Source organism: Saccharopolyspora sp. NPDC050642 (assembly GCF_040654735.1).
Taxonomy (GTDB): Bacteria; Actinomycetota; Actinomycetes; order Mycobacteriales; family Pseudonocardiaceae; genus Saccharopolyspora; species Saccharopolyspora elongata.
This window is the reverse complement of sequence record NZ_JBFAIN010000024.1, coordinates 91,752-107,101: the sequence shown is the minus strand read 5'-3', so window position 1 is coordinate 107,101 and position 15,350 is coordinate 91,752. Positions and strand designations below refer to the sequence as shown.

At 70.0% G+C, this 15,350-nt stretch carries 15 protein-coding genes; 6 read left to right on the top strand and 9 right to left on the bottom strand.

Features of this window, described 5'->3' with window-relative positions; translation table 11 throughout:
* Window positions 1–71: 71 nt before the first annotated feature.
* The 4 genes from AB0H93_RS29715 to AB0H93_RS29700 all read right to left on the bottom strand — a co-directional run bounded on the left by AB0H93_RS29715 (window position 72) and on the right by AB0H93_RS29700 (window position 3,994).
* The gene (locus tag AB0H93_RS29715) at window positions 72–1,241 is read right to left on the bottom strand and encodes an isobutyryl-CoA dehydrogenase (RefSeq protein ID WP_358576718.1); all 1,170 of its coding nucleotides are present in this window, start codon (window positions 1,239–1,241) and stop codon (window positions 72–74) included.
* Window positions 1,242–1,330: 89 nt separating this feature from the next.
* Window positions 1,331–2,830, bottom strand: coding sequence for a CoA-acylating methylmalonate-semialdehyde dehydrogenase (locus AB0H93_RS29710; protein ID WP_358576716.1), 1,500 nt, complete (start codon window positions 2,828–2,830; stop codon window positions 1,331–1,333).
* A gap of 377 nt (window positions 2,831–3,207) precedes the next feature.
* On the bottom strand, window positions 3,208–3,645 hold the full coding sequence (locus AB0H93_RS29705; RefSeq protein ID WP_358576714.1) for an NUDIX domain-containing protein: 438 nt from the start codon (window positions 3,643–3,645) through the stop codon (window positions 3,208–3,210).
* 61 nt (window positions 3,646–3,706) lie between these two features.
* The gene (locus AB0H93_RS29700; RefSeq protein ID WP_358576713.1) at window positions 3,707–3,994 is read right to left on the bottom strand and encodes a metalloregulator ArsR/SmtB family transcription factor; all 288 of its coding nucleotides are present in this window, start codon (window positions 3,992–3,994) and stop codon (window positions 3,707–3,709) included.
* Between the two features lie 66 nt (window positions 3,995–4,060).
* Here AB0H93_RS29700 and AB0H93_RS29695 point away from each other — a divergent pair, with 66 nt between their 5' ends.
* Together AB0H93_RS29695 and AB0H93_RS29690 are read left to right on the top strand one after the other, a co-directional pair.
* Complete coding sequence (locus tag AB0H93_RS29695) at window positions 4,061–4,498, top strand: VOC family protein (RefSeq protein ID WP_235883794.1); 438 nt, start codon at window positions 4,061–4,063, stop codon at window positions 4,496–4,498.
* 248 nt (window positions 4,499–4,746) lie between these two features.
* Complete coding sequence (locus tag AB0H93_RS29690) at window positions 4,747–5,751, top strand: methyltransferase (protein ID WP_358576711.1); 1,005 nt, start codon at window positions 4,747–4,749, stop codon at window positions 5,749–5,751.
* Here AB0H93_RS29690 and AB0H93_RS29685 read toward each other — a convergent pair.
* On the bottom strand, window positions 5,718–6,383 hold the full coding sequence (locus AB0H93_RS29685) for an MOSC domain-containing protein (RefSeq protein ID WP_358576709.1): 666 nt from the start codon (window positions 6,381–6,383) through the stop codon (window positions 5,718–5,720). The two genes, AB0H93_RS29690 and AB0H93_RS29685, sit on opposite strands and share 34 nt — an antisense overlap.
* Before the next feature lie 259 nt (window positions 6,384–6,642).
* Window positions 6,643–7,701: a nitronate monooxygenase gene (locus AB0H93_RS29680; protein ID WP_358576708.1), complete on the bottom strand. Its 1,059-nt coding sequence runs from the start codon at window positions 7,699–7,701 to the stop codon at window positions 6,643–6,645.
* A gap of 188 nt (window positions 7,702–7,889) precedes the next feature.
* Between AB0H93_RS29680 and AB0H93_RS29675 the strand changes: the two genes are divergently transcribed.
* The gene (locus AB0H93_RS29675) at window positions 7,890–8,519 is read left to right on the top strand and encodes a GNAT family N-acetyltransferase (RefSeq protein WP_358576707.1); all 630 of its coding nucleotides are present in this window, start codon (window positions 7,890–7,892) and stop codon (window positions 8,517–8,519) included.
* 18 nt (window positions 8,520–8,537) lie between these two features.
* On the opposite strand, the gene AB0H93_RS29670 is transcribed toward AB0H93_RS29675, so the two are convergent.
* Both AB0H93_RS29670 and aceA read right to left on the bottom strand, forming a co-directional pair.
* Entirely contained in the window at window positions 8,538–9,098 is a 561-nt protein-coding gene (locus tag AB0H93_RS29670) for a Uma2 family endonuclease (RefSeq protein ID WP_358576705.1), read from the bottom strand.
* 259 nt (window positions 9,099–9,357) lie between these two features.
* Window positions 9,358–10,671, bottom strand: coding sequence for an isocitrate lyase (gene aceA, locus AB0H93_RS29665; protein ID WP_132489097.1), 1,314 nt, complete (start codon window positions 10,669–10,671; stop codon window positions 9,358–9,360).
* Window positions 10,672–10,789: 118 nt separating this feature from the next.
* Between aceA and AB0H93_RS29660 the strand changes: the two genes are divergently transcribed.
* Window positions 10,790–12,256 carry a helix-turn-helix domain-containing protein gene (locus tag AB0H93_RS29660; protein ID WP_358576704.1) on the top strand — a complete coding sequence of 489 codons (1,467 nt, stop codon included), beginning with the start codon at window positions 10,790–10,792 and terminating at the stop codon, window positions 12,254–12,256.
* A gap of 93 nt (window positions 12,257–12,349) precedes the next feature.
* Window positions 12,350–13,417, top strand: coding sequence for an isocitrate/isopropylmalate family dehydrogenase (locus AB0H93_RS29655; RefSeq protein WP_358576702.1), 1,068 nt, complete (start codon window positions 12,350–12,352; stop codon window positions 13,415–13,417).
* A 50-nt stretch (window positions 13,418–13,467) separates the two neighbouring features.
* Here the strand turns inward: AB0H93_RS29655 and AB0H93_RS29650 are convergent, their stop codons facing one another.
* Window positions 13,468–14,595 carry an aminotransferase gene (locus AB0H93_RS29650; RefSeq protein WP_358576701.1) on the bottom strand — a complete coding sequence of 376 codons (1,128 nt, stop codon included), beginning with the start codon at window positions 14,593–14,595 and terminating at the stop codon, window positions 13,468–13,470.
* Between the two features lie 97 nt (window positions 14,596–14,692).
* On the opposite strand from AB0H93_RS29650, the gene AB0H93_RS29645 reads away from it, so the two are divergent.
* On the top strand, window positions 14,693–15,268 hold the full coding sequence (locus AB0H93_RS29645; RefSeq protein WP_358576700.1) for an XRE family transcriptional regulator: 576 nt from the start codon (window positions 14,693–14,695) through the stop codon (window positions 15,266–15,268).
* Window positions 15,269–15,350 lie beyond the last annotated feature (82 nt).

The window sequence follows — 15,350 nt, the reverse complement described above, 5'->3', positions numbered from 1 at the left end:
CGGACTTGCGTCGAGCACTTGCGAACCTCCCAGTCCGTGCTGGTGCGCTGCCCACCCGAGGCCGCCGGCGGTCAGGCCGCCAGCAGCCCCCGGGAGATGATCAGCCGCATGATTTCGTTGGTACCTTCCAGGATCTGATGCACCCGCAGGTCGCGGACGATCTTCTCCAGGCCGTACTCGGCAAGGTAGCCGTAACCACCGTGGATCTGAAGTGCCTCGTTGGCCACCGCGAACCCCGCGTCGGTGGCCAGCCGCTTGGCCATCGCGCACAACCGGGTGGCCGCCGGGTCCTTGACGTCCAGCGCCCACGCCGCCCGCCACAGCAGCAGCCGGGCGGCCTCCAGCTCGGTGGCCATGTCGGCGAGCTTGAACTGCAGCACCTGGAACTCGCTGAGCTTGGCGCCGAAGGCGCTGCGTTCCCGCACGTAGGCGAGGCTCTTGTCGAGCGCGGCCTGCGCGCCGCCGAGCGAGCACGCGGCGATGCTGAGCCGACCGCCGTCCAGGCCGGTCATGGCGATCCGGAAGCCGATGCCCTCGTCGCCGAGTCGCTGGGCGACGGGCACCCGGACGCCGTCGAGGATCACCTGCCGAGTCGGCTGGGCGTTCCAGCCCATCTTCTTCTCGTTGGCGCCGAAGGACAGGCCCTCGGCGTCGCCCTCGACGATGAAGGTGGAGATGCCCTTCGCGCCGGGCTCGCCGGTGCGGGCCATCACCACGTAGACGTCCGAGGTCCCGCCGCCGGAGATGAACTGCTTGACCCCGGTCAGCAGGTAGTCGTCGCCGTCGCGGACCGCGCGGGTCTCCAGCGCCGCCGCGTCCGAGCCCGCGCCGGGCTCGGTGAGGCAGTAGCTGGCCAGGCGTTCCATCGAGCACAGGCCCGGCAGCCAGCGGGCGCGCTGCTCGGCGTTGCCGAAGCGGTCGATCATGCCCGCGCACATGTTGTGGATGGAGATGTAGGCGGCGATCGACGGGTCGCCGGCGGCGAGCGCCTCGAAGATCAGCACCGAGTCGAACCGGCTCAGGCCGCTGCCGCCGACCGACTCGTCGACGTAGATGCCGCCGATGCCGAGCTGCCCGGCGGCACGCAGCGCCTCGACCGGGAAGTGCTTGGCCTGGTCCCATTCGATGGCGTGCGGGGCGAGCTGTTCGGTGGCGAACTCCCGCGCGGTCTGCTGGATCGCGCGCTGGTCCTCGGTGAGCTCGAACGGCGACACCGGGCCGGCCACGGCTGCAACGGACACGTCCACTCCCTTCCCCGTGATCGATTTCGCGCCTCCCGGCGCGGGTGCGGCGGCGATTTCGCACGAGATCGCCGCCGCACCCGCCCGGTTCAGTGCATCGTCGGAATGGTGAAGCTGGCGCCTTCCTTGAGGCCGGAGGGCCAGCGCGAGGTGACCGTCTTGGTCTTGGTGTAGAACCGGATCGAGTCCGGCCCGTGCTGGTTGAGGTCGCCGAATCCGGACCGCTTCCAGCCGCCGAAGGTGTGGTAGGCGATCGGCACCGGGATCGGCACGTTGACGCCGACCATGCCGGTGTTGACGCGGGAGACGAACTCGCGCGCCGCGTCGCCGTCGCGGGTGAAGATCGCCACGCCGTTGCCGTACTCGTTCTCGCTGGGCAGCCGGACCGCCTCGTCGTAGTCGGCGGCGCGGACCACCGACAGCACCGGCCCGAAGATCTCCTCCTGGTAGATCCGCATGTCCGGGGTGACGTGGTCGAACAGCGAGGCGCCCAGGAAGAAGCCGTCCTCGTGCCCGGCGAGCTTGAAGTCCCGGCCGTCGACCAGCAGCTTCGCGCCTTCCTCGACGCCGACGCCGATCAGGTCGCGGACCCGCTGCCAGGCCTGCTTGGTCACCAGCGGGCCGAAGTCGGCGGCCTCGTCGAAGCTGGTGCCGATCGTCAGCCGGTGCACCCGCTCGACGAGCTTCTCGATCAACGCGTCGGCGGTGGCCTCGCCGACCGGCACGGCGACCGAGATCGCCATGCAGCGCTCCCCGGCGGAGCCGTAACCGGCGCCGATCAGGGCGTCGGCGGCCTGGTCGAGGTCGGCATCGGGCATCACGATCAGGTGGTTCTTGGCGCCGCCGAAGCACTGCGCGCGCTTCCCGTGGGCCGCGGCGGTCGAGTAGATGTACTCGGCGATCGCCGACGAGCCGACGAACCCGACGGCTTCGATGCGCGGCTCGGTCAGGATCGCGTCCACCGCGGTCTTGTCGCCGTTGACCACGTTGAAGATCCCCGGCGGCAGCCCGGCCTCGATGAACAGCTCGGCCAGCCGCAGCGGCACCGAGGGGTCGCGTTCGGAGGGCTTGAGCACGAAGGCGTTGCCGCAGGCGATGGCCGGCGCGGCCTTCCACAGCGGGATCATCGCGGGGAAGTTGAACGGCGTGATGCCGGCGACCACGCCCAGCGGTTGCCGCAGCGAGTACACGTCGATGCCGGTGCCGACGCTCTCGCTGTACTCGCCCTTGAGCAGGTGTGGGATGCCGACGGCGAACTCGACGACCTCCAGGCCGCGCTGGATGTCGCCCTTGGCGTCGGGGACGGTCTTGCCATGCTCGGAGGCGAGCAGCCGGGCCAGCGAGTCCATCTCGTCGTTGACCAGCTGGAGGAACCGCATCAGCACCCGCGCCCGCTTCTGCGGGTTCGTCGCGGCCCACGCCGGCTGCGCCTCGGCGGCGTTGTCGACCGCCGCCGCGACCTCCTCCGCCGAGGCCAGCGGCACCCTGGCCTGCACCTGCCCGGTGTTGGGATCGAACACGTCACCGAAGGACCCGGACGTCCCCGCCACGCGCTTGCCGCCGATGAAGTGCTCCAGCTCGTTGGTCATGTCGCAACGCACCTTCCGCCGAACCGGTCGGTAATTACTAGGAAACCAAACCTTTGGTACTCCAATCTTTCCCAGAAACGCGCCCAATGCAACAGGGTGCGCTGCGTCACAGGCCCGATCGGGTAGCGGTGAAGACCTGACGAGCCGGAGGAGGAAGCGGACGACTTCCCACGCCGACCACCGGCGGAGGTCGACGAAGATCGAGCGCGGCCCGGTCGAACCGGCTGCCGCTCACGCCCGGAACGGCCCGCGACGCTCGGCCGGCGAGCCCGGAGGCAGCTTCGAGCCGCCCAGCACTCCGCCGGACCTACCGCATGGATCACCCGCCGGGAGATCTCCGCAGGAAGCGGGGCGCCGCCGCCGTCCACTCAGGACGATCAGGATTTGAAGTGCTTCTCCAGGATGCCTTCGAGGTCGGCGCTGAGCGGGATCTCGTCAGCCGCCGAGACCCAGGCGTACGCATCGTGCTCGGTCAGCCGCACGCCTTCGGCCGCGGCGACGGTGACCGACCAGGTGTGCTGGCGGTTGTACGTGCCGCTGCGCGTGATGTAGTCGAACGCGCCCAGGTAGCCGGTGATCTCGGCGATGTGGAGGCCCGTCTCCTCGTCCACCTCGCGGTGCAGCGCCGTGTTCAGGTCTTCGCCGGGATCGACCTTGCCACCGGGGAATTCCCATTCGCCGCCGCGGGAATCCGTCTCCCGGCGGCGCACCAGCAGGACCTGCCCGCCGGTATCGATGACGGCCGCGACGATCTGCTGCTGCACTCCGTCGGCGGCGTCTCGGCGGGCCAGATCGGCCACTTCGGCCAGGTGCATGCGGACCGTCCTCCTGGGCTTTTCGCCACCGTACCGGGCCGCCCCGACGCCCCGCACGTCCCTACGCGGCCGAAACCAGCAGGGCGGACATCTGCCGGACCACTTCCAGCGCCGCCGGGTCGAGCGAGTAGCAGATCTGGGTGCCGTCCCGGCGGGTTCGCACCAGCCCGGCCTCGCGCAACGTGCGCAGGTGGCCGGAGATCGTCGGCTGGCTCACCCCGAAGTACTCGGTGAAGTCGCAGGCGCAGATCTCGCCCTCGCGGCGCAGCCGGTCGAGCACGCCGAGCCGGATGGGGTGCCCCATCGCCCGGAACAGGCCGGCGGTGTGCGCCAGATCATCATCGCCCACTCGGCCATTGTATCGCTACTCTCCTATATAAAGAGAATCGGCATTTACCTATATAGGAGGATGACGATGACGTCCGGTGTGAACGAACTGGTCCTGGAGGTGGCGGACCTCGACGCCGCCGAGCGCTTCTACACCGAAGTGCTCGGATTCCCGGTCATCGAACGCTGGGAAGGCGGGCACTGGCGCAACCGCGAAGCGGTGTGGGTGCTGGCCGGCGGCACCAGGATCGGCCTGTGGAAGCCGGCTCTGGGCATTGCCCGCGCCCGGGGCGGCGTGCACGTCCACTACGCCCTGTCCGTGAGCGACGACGAGTACGACGCGGTCGTCGAGCGGGTTCGCGCGCGCGGCGCGCAGGTCGACGAGGTGGAGTTCGGCCCGGGCAATGCACGCTCGGCGTACGTGGCCGACCCGGACCACAACGTCGTCGAGTTCTGGACCTGGGATGTGAAGCAGGGCAGCCCCGGGGCACCGAGCGCGATCAGCGAGGGCGTCTTCGGGGTCTAGCGGATCCGCGAGTCCTTCGGAATGCCGCCGCAGCCCGAAGGACTCGCGGCCCGCTCGGCAGCCGAACAGCGCGCCGCGCAACGGCTTTCGCTTCAGGAACAACGACTTCGCGGCGGAGGAGCTCCTGCGTCATCGGACGTCGGCGAGCTGTCCACAAAGAACAACCGGCCCCGGTCGAAAGCGCGTTCAGCCCCCGGCGGGCCGCTCGCGGCGCGCTGAGCAGGCCGGACGGGCTTACCCTGCAACGCATGCCCCCCGAGTCGCCGGACGTCTGGGCTATGGCCGACCTGGCCACGCCGTTCGCAGTCCGCACGGCGGCCACCCTCCGGGTGCCCGACGCGGTCAAGGACGGCCCGCTCCCCCTCGCCGAGATCGCGCACCGCTGCCGGGCCGAGGCCGATCCACTCGGGCGCGTCCTGCGATTCCTGGTGCACCGCGGCGTGTTCACCGAACCCGAGCCCGACGTCTTCGGTCCCAACGACGCCTCGGAGGCGCTGCGCAGCGACCTGGCCGACGGCCCCCAGCCCTGGCTGGACCTGGACGGCGCAGTCGGCCGCGCCGACCTCGCGTTCGTCGAGCTCATCGAGCAAGTCCGCGGCCGCCACCCCGCCTATCCGGCCGCGTTCGGCCGGTCCTTCTGGGAAGACCTGGCGCACAACCCGCAACTGTCGGACTCGTTCGACGCCCTCATGGAGACCAAGACCTACGGGATCGCCCCGCTGATCGCCGTCGCGCACGACTGGAGCGCCTACGGCCGGATCGCCGACATCGGCGGCGGCAAGGGCGTGCTGCTCGCCGAGATCCTCCGGGCCAACCCGAAGGCGCGCGGCATCCTGGTCGACCTGCCGGGCCCGGCCCGCAGCGCCGCGGACTACCTGCGCGAACAGGGCGTCGGCGACCGCTCGGAGGTGGCCACCGCGAGCTTCTTCGACCCGCTGCCCATCCAGGCCGACGCCGTGGTGGTCTGCGACGTCCTCGGCGACTGGGACGACGAGGACGCCACCCGGATCCTGGCGCACTGCAAGCAGGCGGTCGCCCCGGGCGGGCGCCTGCTGATCATCGAACTGCTACCGGACCGGGAGCGGATGGCGCTGTTCACCGAGATGGACCTGCGGATGATGATCTACGTCGGCGGCCGGATGCGCGATCTCGACCGAACCCAACAGGTCGCGGAGGCCGCCGGGCTCGCCGTCGAGGACTTCACGCCGCTGGACAACGGCTACGCCATCGTCGAATGCCGCCCCGAGCGGTAGCGCTGCACCCTCGCAGCGATCGACTCCCGCCACTTCTCCGGCAGATCTGCGAGGCCACCGGCGACGTGTTCGGCCAGGTCCCCGCGGTCCTGCATCTTCAGGGCGAACACCTCGGACACCTGCACCCCGTGCTCCGGCCGGGAGAGCACCTCGACGGCATCGCCTGCGGTGATCTCGCCCGGCTCCTCCACCGCCAGGTACGCGCCGGTCCGGCCGTGCTCGCTGAACCGCTTGACCAGGCCCTTGACGTCCCAGAACCCGGCGAACACCCGGCACGGCGTGCGCGGCCCCGTCACCCGCAGCACGGCCCCACCGATCCGCCACCGCTCACCGATCACCGCGGAACTGCTGTCGCACCCCACCAGCGTGAGGTTCTCGCCGGCATTGCCGGGGACCAGCTCACGCCCCAGCTCCCGCGACCAGTACCGGAGCTCCTCGCTGTCGAACGCGTAGGCCGCCTGGTACCAGGCCCCGTGGTACTTCACGTCGCACACCGTGTCGCCGTGCACGCCGGCCTGCTCGAACCGCACCGGTCCACCGGCCGGGCGCTTGTCGATACCGCTGCGCCCCACGCGCCCGGTCCAATCCCCGGTCTGCACCACCGCGAGGTTCACCGACTGCACAATCCCCATGGCCCCAACCTACGCGGACGGCCACCAGGGCAACTGAGCGAGTATCCGCTGGAAGCGGCCCTGCCCGGCGGTCGCCACCCCGGGCACGGCGCCCAGGGCAGACAGCCCGCCCGGCAAGCGGCGCGGTGACTCCTCCGCTCGCACCGCCGAACCGCTTGCGCGCGGCTTCCTTGGGCCCTCCCCCTCCCCACCCCACCCTCCCCGTTGCTGCCGCGCGGCAGTGTTCGGTTGATCGCGCCCGGTTGCCGGCCGGGCGCGATCAGCGCCGTGGTTGCAGCCGGGCGCCGGCCTGCTGCAGCGCCTGGCGGGCCTCCTCGGCCAGGCGGCGCACCAGTTCCGCTGCGGGCAGCGGGCGCGTTTGCCCGTAGGTTTGGCCCGCCCACAACGACATCAGCTCCGCGTCGCCGGCCTTGCCCGCGGCACCTCGCATCGGCTTCGTCAGGTTGTTCAGCTGCGGGTACGCCGCCGGGGCGTCACCGTTGCCGGCCAGGAACCGGTTCACCAGCCCTCGCGCCGGGCGGCCGCTGAACGCGCGCGTCAGCGCGGTTTCCCGTTGTCCCGCCGCGATTTCGGCGCGCTGCGTCGGCTGCGTGCCCGCCTCGTAGCACACCAGGAACGCAGTGCCCAGCTGCGCCGCCACCGCTCCCGCGGCCAGCACCGCAGCGACATCCGCGCCGTGCACCAGGCCACCCGCCGCTATGATCGGCAGGTCGACCTCGGCCTGGATCAGCCGGATCGCCGCCAGCAGGCCGAACAGCTGCCCGCCGCCCGGTAGCGCCGGATCGTCGTTGAACACCGCGCGATGTCCGCCGGCCTCCACGCCCTGCACGCACAGCAGGTCCACTCCCGCATCCGCGGCAGCGCGCGCCTCCTGCGGCGTCGTGACCGTGACCACGACCTCGGAGCCCACCTCGCGCAGACGTTCCACAATGGACCGTTCGGGCAGCCCGAAGGTGAACGACACGACAGGGACGCGCTCGGCGATCACCACCTCCACCTTGGCCGGGTAGTTGTCGTCGTCCCAGCTCGGCGAGCCCGCCTCGGCCCCGTGCCGCGCGGCTGCCGCCGCCACCCGCGCCGAGTAGTCGGCGAGATCGAGATCCCGACGCTCACCCGGGACGAAGAGGTTCACCCCGAACGGCTCCGACGTGAGCGCGCGCAACGCCGCGATCTGAGCGGTCAGCGCATCCGCCGACAGGTACCCCGCAGCCAGGAAACCGAGGCCGCCCTCGGCGCTCACGGCCGCGGCCAGTTCCGGCGTGGAGACGCCACCCGCCATCGGCGCGGCGATCAGGGGAATTCGTCTCTCTGCGATCATGTTTCGACGGTAATCCCGCCCTCACCATGAGCGCATCAGAGCATCGCGCACACCACAGCACCGACCGCGCCGGCACCGCCGTCCGAGGCCGCGGGCTCAACCTTGCGTGATCCGGCACTCTTTCAACGGCATTTCTCCTTTCCTTTGGGCATAACGGAGTTGAGGAGCTGATCGGAAAGGCATCCCCCATGCGAACCACCACGCGCGACGGCCTCGCGCTCCGCGCCGCCAGCAGTGCAGACACCCCGGCGCTGGCCGGCTTGCTCAGCGCGTCATACAGCGACGAGCCCCGGATGGCAGCGCTGCTGCCGCTCGAAGCGCAGCGAGAAACAAAGCTCCGCGCACTGTTCTCCCTTCTGCTGAACCAAGATCACCTCGATCACGGCACCGAGATCGCCGAACTGGACGGGCACCCGCACGCCGTCGCGGTGTGGGACCGGCCGGGCAGCCAAGCCGCGCCGCTCGGCCGACGCCTCATGCACCTCCCGGCACTGCTGTCGGTGTTCCGCTGGCGGCTTCCCGAAACCGCAAGGGCGATCCAGACGTTCAACGCCACCGACAGCCACCGGCCCGACGAACCGCACTGGCACCTGGCCGCCATCGGCACCACGCCGGACGCCCGCGGTCGTGGCATCGGCAGCGCCCTGCTGGAATCCGGGCTGGCCCGTGCCGACGCCCACGACACCCCGGTCTACCTGGAAGCCACGGCGCACGCCGCCGTGGACCGCTTCGAGCGGTTCGGGTTCCGCGTGATCCACGAGTACCCGGTCGCCGGTGGCCTCACCGTTTACGGCATGTGGCGCCCGGTGGCCCGCTGACCTGCGAAGACCGTTCCGTCAGGGCCGCAACCCGGCGACCAGGTCGACCGGGGCGAACCGGACCGGGAATGGTCGTTCCGGCTCGAACAGCTCGTCGCCGACCACTCGCGCCACCCGCTGGTAGTCGCTGCCGCCGACCAGCTCCCAGGCAGTCACGGACGGCACCTCGAGATCCGGATCGACCAGCCAGAAGTGCTGGGTGCCCAGCCTGGCGTGGGCGGCCTTGCGCAGGCTGATGTCGTTCAACCGGCTGCTCGGCGATGCGACCTCCACCGCCAGCACCGGTGCGGCCCGCAGGTTCCGCATCGTCAGGTCGGCGTAGCGCGCGACCAGGATGTCCGGTCGCAACTCGGTCCACAGGTCCTGGCGCACCGCGAACGGCGCGGACAGCACCCGGTATTCGGGCGGACTAGCCCGGTGCAGCTGGACGAACAGCGCCCCGAGCGCCGCCTGGTGCGGCCAGCCCGGCACCGGGCCCACCAGCAGCTCGCCGTCGACGAGTTCGTACCGGCGACCGTCCTCCGGGAAAGCCTCCAGGTCCTGGACCGTGAACCGCCGCCCGCCAAGATCGATAGACATCGCGTGCTCCCTCCGCTCGTGCGCCCCGAGGTTTCGGGGTCCCGCATATAAAGAGGAGCGAAGGGCCCGTACAGATACAGCCGGCGCCGATGATCACTGGATCGGGCAAGAAAAAAGTGGGCGGGAACCCGACGCCTGGGTTCCCGCCCACTCGCACCATCGCGATTTTCCGACACCCCGCCACAGGGCCGCTGGTGCGTCTAGGGCGTGGTCGGCGCGCTGCCCGCGCGCCGACCACGGATTCAATTGGTCAGCCGGATCAGTGGAACTGGGCGGTCTCGGTCGAACCGGCCAGCGCGGTGGTCGAGGAGTCCGGGCTCACCGCGGTGCTGATCAGGTCGAAGTAGCCGGTGCCCGCCTCGCGCTGGTGACGGGTCGCGGTGTAGCCGCGGGACTCCGAGGCGAACTCGCGCTCCTGCAGGTCCACATAGGACGTCATGCCGTCCGCCGCGTAGCCCTTGGCCAGGTCGAACATGCTGTAGTTCAGCGCGTGGAAGCCGGCCAGCGTGATGAACTGGAACTTGTAGCCCATGTGGCCGAGTTCGCGCTGGAACTTGGCGATGGTGCTGTCGTCCAGGTTCTTCCTCCAGTTGAACGACGGCGAGCAGTTGTAGGCCAGCATCTGCTCCGGGTACTTGTCCTTGACGGCCTCGGCGAACCGGCGGGCGACCTCCAGGTCCGGGGTGGAGGTCTCCATCCAGATCAGGTCCGAGTGCGGCGCGTAGGCCAGGGCGCGGGTGATGCACGGCTCGATGCCGTTGCGCACCTTGTAGAAGCCCTCCGGGGTGCGCTCCCCGGTGACGTACTGCTGGTCGCGCTCGTCGATGTCGCTGGTCAGCAGCGTCGCGGCCTGCGCGTCGGTGCGGGCGATGACCAGGCTGGGGACGCCGGCCACGTCGGCCGCCAGGCGCGCGGCGTTGAGGGTCTTGACGTGCTGGCCGGTGGGGATGAGCACCTTGCCGCCCAGGTGGCCGCACTTCTTCTCGGAGGCCAGCTGGTCCTCCCAGTGCACGCCCGCGGCGCCGGCCGCGATCATGCCCTTCATCAGCTCGTAGGCGTTGAGCACGCCACCGAAACCGGCCTCGGCGTCGGCGACGATCGGCGCCAGCCAGTGGATGTCCTCGCTCTCACCGCCGGCGCCCTGCGGGTCCAGGGCCTCGGACCAGTTGATCTGGTCGGCGCGCTTGAGGGCGTTGTTGATCCGCCGCACGACCGACGGGACGGAGTTGGCCGGGTACAGGCTCTGGTCCGGATAGGTCTCGCCGGCCAGGTTGGCGTCCGCGGCGACCTGCCAGCCGGACAGGTAGATGGCCTGCAGGCCGGCGCGGACCTGCTGGACCGCCTGGTTGCCGGTCAGCGCGCCGAGCGAGTTGACGTAGTCGGTCTCGTTCAGCAGCTTCCACAGCCGCTCGCTGCCCTGCCGGGCGAGGGTGTGCTCCTCTCGCACGGAACCGCGGAGGCGGATGACCGTTTCGGCCGAGTGCGTGCGCTCGATGCCCTTCCAACGCGGGTTGGTGTCCCAGTCGCGCTGGAGTTCTTCGGTTGCCTGCTTCGCCTGCTCGCGGATGCTCATGATGTTCCCCTTCCGGGATTGCCCTGCGGCTTGTTGATCCCAGTCTTGGCCCTGATCCAGCGAAACACGACCAGAATTTCGGGGTAATTTTTGAATTTTTTCTGCTAGCATCAACGCCATGACGGAGTTCGCCATTGAAGAAGACCGCAATTTTTCAACAGAACACGACCTTCTGGTCTTCGGTCAGCGGCTGCGGCACTTGCGGCGCGCGGCCGGGCTCACCCTCGTCGAGCTGGGCGAGCGGGTCGGGCGCGCGCCGTCGCAGCTGTCGCTGCTGGAGAACGGCCACCGCGAGCCGAAGCTGTCGCTGCTGCGCTCGCTGGCCGATGCGCTGGGCACCTCCGTCGACGAGCTGCTGTCGAAGAAGCCGCCGAACCGGCGCGCCGAGCTGGAGATCGCCGTGGAGAAGGCCCAGCTCGACCCGCTCTACCAGCGGCTCGGCGTGCCGCCGCTGAAGGTCGGCAAGCGCGTCCCCACCGAAGCGCTGGAACACGTCCTCGCGCTCTACGAAGAGCTCAAGCGCCGCGAGACGAAGCAGGTCGCCACACCCGAAGAAGCCCGCAAGGCCAACGCCGAGCTGCGCGGCATGATGCGCGAGCACGGCAACTACTTCCCCGAGATCGAGAAGACCGCCGCCGGCATCCTCGACAAGGTCGGCTACCACGGCGGCCCGCTGTCGGAGGGGCTGATCCAGTCCATCGCCACGCATCTCGGCTACGGGCTGCGGTTCGTCACCGACCTGCCCCGCTCGGTGCGCTCGGTGACCGACCTGAAGAACCGGCGGATCTTCCTGCGCCGCGAATCGCTGGGCATGCACAGCCCGCGGACGATCCTGCTGCAGACCCTCGGCCACCTCAGCCTCGGCCACCGGCAGCCCCGCGACTTCGCAGACTTCCTGCGGCAGCGCGTGGAGGCGAACTACTTCGCCGCCGCGGTCCTGGTCCCGGAGCAGACGGCGGTGCCGTTCCTGCAGGACGCGAAGGCCGAGCGCGACCTCGCCGTGGAAGACCTGCGCGACGTGTTCTCGGTGTCCTACGAGATGGCCGCGCACCGGTTCACCAACCTCGCCACCCAGTACCTGGACCTCGTCTGCCACTTCGTGCGCAACGACGAAACCGGCATCATCTACAAGGCGTACGAGAACGACGGGCTGGTCTTCCCCAGCGACCCGACCGGCGCCATCGAGGGACAGCGGATGTGCCGGTACTGGGCAGGTCGGCAGGTGTTCGCCTCCTCCGACCGCTACTCGACCTACTACCAGTACACCGACAAGCCCGGTGCCACGCACTGGTGCGTCGCGCACGTCGATCCCAGCCGCGGGCGGGACTTCGCGATCACCCTCGGCGTGCCCTACACGGAGTCGCGGTGGTTCCGGGGCCGGGACACCAACAACCACTCCAAGTCGAAGTGCCCGAACGGCGAATGCTGCCAGCGCCCGCCGTCGGATCTCGCGAGCCGGTGGGAAGGCATGGTGTGGCCGTCGGCGCGGGCGCACTCGCACGTGCTCGCCGCGCTGCCGTCGGACACCTTCCCCGGCGTGGACGAGGCCGACGTGTACGCGTTCGTGGAGGCGCACCAAGGCTGATCGTCAGTCCGATTCGGACAGTCCTTTCCACGTTGCCGCGCGGCGAGAACGACTCGACCGCGCGGCACCGGGCACACGATCCGAAGGAGGAGCATGGGCTCCCGGCCACAGTTCTCGATCGCCCTGATCCCCGGTGACGGCATCGGCCCCGAGCTCGTCGAAAGCGCCGTCGAGGTGCTCCGGGCCGCTTCCGCCGACCTGCACTTCACCACCGAAGACGGCGGCGCGGGAACCTTCCGCCGCACCGGAACGGCCTTGAGCCCGGAGGTGCTGCACCGGATCCGCAACACCTACGACGGTGTCCTCAAGGGCCCGGTCGGACTGCCCGATGTCCGCCACCCCGACGGCACCGAGGCCGGAATCCTCGGCGGGATCCTGCGCGGCGGGCTCGACACCTACGCCAACGTCCGCCCGATCACCCTGCTCCCCGGTGCTGCGACCCCGCTGCGCAGCGCCGAATCGGGCATCGACTACGTCATCGTGCGCGAGAACACCGAGGGGCTCTACCTCTCACGCGGGCGCGGCGTCGGCAACGACCGCGCCGTCGCCGACCAGCTGCTCATGACCCGGGAAGGCACCGAACGCGTCGTCCGTTTCGCGTTCGAGCTCGCGCGCCGGAGAGATGGCGCGCCCGCCGACCGCGTCCGCCGCGTGACCTGCGTGGACAAGAGCAACGTGCTGCGCAGCTTCGCCTTCTTCCGGGCGATCTTCGACGAGATCGCCGACGAATACCCCGACATCGAACGGGACTACCGCTACGCCGACGCCGCCGGGCACGACCTCGTCGCCGATCCCGGGCACTTCGACGTGCTCGTCATGGAGAACTTCCTCGGCGACATCCTCAGCGACGTCGGTGCGGCGACCGTCGGCGGGCTCGGCATGTGCCCGTCCGGGAACATCGGCGACCACGCCGCCTACTTCGAACCCATCCACGGCAGCGCCCCCGCGATCGCCGGGCAGGACAAGGCGAATCCGACCTCGCAGATCCTCGCCGCCGCTCTCATGCTGGAACACCTCGGCGACCGGTCGACTGCGGCGCGCGTCAAGGATGCCGTCGCACGGGCATACCGCCAGGGTGGCGTCCGGCTGCTCCCCAACGGCTGCCCCGAGGGCGGGACCGAAGCCGCCACCCGGGCCGTCGTCGACGCCCTCGACGACTGAGCCACCGCCGCCTCCACGTGCCGTCGTTCCCTGGCTGTGAGTGAAGGTGGTCATTCCCGGGCGAGTTGGTCGAGGTACTTGCCGACCAGGTGCAGGCCGGAACGCAGGGTCTGGGTGTCGTCGGCGAAGCCGATGCGTGCGGTGTGCTCGATGTCGAACGCGGCACCGGGGGTGAACATGACGCCGGCGTGCTCCAGCAGGCGGGTGCAGAACTCGTAGGAGCCGATGGGCGCGTGGTAGCGCAGCAGTGCGGTGGTGCCCGAGGCGGGTTTGACGTAACTGACGTCGTCGCGGCTGCTGACCCACTCGTCGAGGATGGCGAGATTGGTGCGGGTGATGTGGCGGGAGCGAGCCAGGATCGCTTCCTTGTTCTCCAGGGCGACGCAGGCCAGGAGGTCGTCGAGGCGCCCGACGCTGATCGTGGTGTAGTCCCGATGGGTGGCGACCGCTCGCAGCAGCCCGGTGGGGCCGACGATCCAGCCCAGGCGCAGTCCCGCCAGGGAGAAGGCCTTCGACATGCTTCCGGTGGAGATGCCGCGCTCGTACAGGTCGGCGATCGAGGTGGTGAACCCGTTGCCGTCCTGGTCGACGCCTCGGTAGACCTCGTCGCACAGCACCCACGCGCCGGCGCGCTCGGCGATCTTGGCGATGCGGTCCAAGCCGGTTTCGTCGATGAGGGCGCCGGTGGGGTTGTTGGGGTTGTTGACGGCGATGAGTTTGGTGCCAGAGGTGACCAGGCTGTCGAGCTCGTCCAGATCGGGCAGCCATCCGTTCTCCTCGCGCAGCGGCAGGTGGTCGACGCAGGCGCCGTAGCTGCCAGGGATGGAGTAGTGCTGCTGGTAGGTCGGGACCACGGCCACGACGTGGTCGCCCGGGTCGACGAGGGTGGCGTGCACGAGCGCGTTCGCGCCGATCGCCCCGTGGGTGATCAGGACGTTTTCCGGGCGCTGGGCCGCGTACAGGCCCGCGACGAGGCGGCGCAGGCGCAGGCTGCCCGGGATCGGCCCGTAGGTGAGCGGGGTGGCGTCCAGTTCGGCCAGCACTTCCTCGCGTCGGCCGGACAGGTCCAGCAGCTCACCGGTGGTGAGCGAGCGGACGCAGGTCTCGGCCAGGTTGTAGCGGCAGGTCTCCTCGTATTCGTTCATCCACTGCTCGACTGCGAACTCGCGGATCTTCACCGGGGCCGCCCCTTCGTCGTGTTGCCAACTCGCGCAATGAGCAACATATTGCTCATGTGAAGCTCAGGCAAGCCGCGTGTGCACTATGCTGCTCATCGTGAGCAGTGAGGTCGACGCCGGCAGCAATGCCGCGCCCCAGTTCGTCACCCGCATCGGCGGGCGCATCCGGGAGCTGCGCAAACAGCGCGGCTGGACCGTGCAGCAGCTCGCCGAGGTCAGCACGGTCAGCCGACGAATGCTCACCCAGATCGAACTCGGCCAGGCCAACCCCAGCCTCGCCACCATCGACCGCGTCGCACGCGCCCTGGACACCGACTTCGCCGCCCTGGCCCTGCCCGATGGCGACGTGGCAGGCGGGGAGACCGAAGGAACCCTGGTGTGGCAAGCCCCGGGAGGTAGTGCCGCGCTCCTGCTCGGCGCGACGCAGGATCCGCGGGCCGAACTCTGGCGCTGGACCCTCGCTCCCGGGGAACGCTATGACGCCGAGCCCGACCGGCCCGGCGCGCAGGAGATCCACCACGTCCTCGCCGGCCGCCTGACCCTCGTGCTGGAAACCGGATCCCGGACGCTGGGACCCGGGCAGAGCGCCGTCATCGCCAGCGACCAGCAGTACGCCTACCTCAACGAGGAGGCCGAACCCGTCGTCTTCATGCGGGTCGTCACCGGCGCCTGACCGGAAAAGGGCCTCGGAATCCGTGCCGCAGCGCCACGCATTCGACAAACCGTTGCAAGACCCGAGCTCTCGCGCGGTCGTC

Excerpts from the sequence above, each read along its gene's own strand:
- AB0H93_RS29660 (WP_358576704.1), top strand. The coding sequence starts at position 10,790 with ATGACGGAGTTCGCCATTGAAGAAGACCGCAATTTTTCAACAGAACAC.
- AB0H93_RS29670 (WP_358576705.1), bottom strand. The coding sequence starts at position 9,098 with ATGTCTATCGATCTTGGCGGGCGGCGGTTCACGGTCCAGGACCTGGAG.
- AB0H93_RS29690 (WP_358576711.1), top strand. The coding sequence starts at position 4,747 with ATGCCCCCCGAGTCGCCGGACGTCTGGGCTATGGCCGACCTGGCCACG.
- AB0H93_RS29680 (WP_358576708.1), bottom strand. The coding sequence starts at position 7,701 with ATGATCGCAGAGAGACGAATTCCCCTGATCGCCGCGCCGATGGCGGGT.
- aceA (WP_132489097.1), bottom strand. The coding sequence starts at position 10,671 with ATGAGCATCCGCGAGCAGGCGAAGCAGGCAACCGAAGAACTCCAGCGC.
- AB0H93_RS29685 (WP_358576709.1), bottom strand. The coding sequence starts at position 6,383 with ATGGGGATTGTGCAGTCGGTGAACCTCGCGGTGGTGCAGACCGGGGAT.
- AB0H93_RS29705 (WP_358576714.1), bottom strand. The coding sequence starts at position 3,645 with ATGCACCTGGCCGAAGTGGCCGATCTGGCCCGCCGAGACGCCGCCGAC.
- AB0H93_RS29675 (WP_358576707.1), top strand. The coding sequence starts at position 7,890 with ATGCGAACCACCACGCGCGACGGCCTCGCGCTCCGCGCCGCCAGCAGT.
- AB0H93_RS29695 (WP_235883794.1), top strand. The coding sequence starts at position 4,061 with ATGACGTCCGGTGTGAACGAACTGGTCCTGGAGGTGGCGGACCTCGAC.
- AB0H93_RS29710 (WP_358576716.1), bottom strand. The coding sequence starts at position 2,830 with ATGACCAACGAGCTGGAGCACTTCATCGGCGGCAAGCGCGTGGCGGGG.
- AB0H93_RS29655 (WP_358576702.1), top strand. The coding sequence starts at position 12,350 with ATGGGCTCCCGGCCACAGTTCTCGATCGCCCTGATCCCCGGTGACGGC.